General features: G+C 57.5%; 1 protein-coding gene. It reads left to right on the top strand.

The features are described from left to right. Positions 1 to 671, top strand: a 671-nt coding sequence (locus tag FN633_RS02790) for a methyl-accepting chemotaxis protein (RefSeq protein ID WP_243731468.1), incomplete at both ends; no start/stop codon positions are given.

The following is a 671-nucleotide window of genomic DNA, read 5'->3' as shown; positions in this document are numbered from 1 at the left end:
TGATCCCTGGCATTAACGGTCTCGCCAGCAACATTGCTACTCTGGTAAGTGAAATTCGTGCCTCCTCCCAGTCTGCGATGGATCTCTCTGAACAGCTCGCTGCTCGTAGTACCGAACTGTCGGTAAAGACCGAGGAGCAGTCGGCGGCGCTTATCCAGACGGCATCCAGCATGGAGCAGATGGCAGCCAGCACCAAAAATAACGCGGGCAATACCCAGCTTGCCAGCCAGCAGGCGGGCGAGGCGACACGCTGCGCACGTCAGGGGGGCGAGTTGATGACGCAGGTGGCGGCCAATATGCAATCCATTACCGACTGCGCGCGTCAGATGACGGAGATTATCTCCCTGATTGACGGCATTGCCTTCCAGACAAATATTTTGGCGCTGAATGCGGCGGTAGAAGCGGCGCGGGCAGGGGAGCACGGTAAAGGCTTCTCGGTGGTGGCCGGTGAGGTGCGTCATCTTGCCCACCGCAGCGCTGAGGCGGCAAAAAGCATCAAATCACTGATTGACGTCACCGCGCAAAACGTATCCCAGGGCGTCACCATCGTTGATGAAGCGGAAAAGAACATGCTTGAGATCGTCTCCGGCTCCGGTATGTTGAGCAAGCTGATGGATGAAGTTTCCGTGGCGACGCTACAGCAGGAGAAGGGCATTGTGATCCTACCCACG

The organism is Pseudescherichia vulneris (assembly GCF_902164725.1).
Classification (GTDB): Bacteria; Pseudomonadota; Gammaproteobacteria; order Enterobacterales; family Enterobacteriaceae; genus Pseudescherichia; species Pseudescherichia vulneris.
Note: the sequence above shows the minus strand (reverse complement) of the source record. Positions and strands in the feature narration are given on the sequence as shown.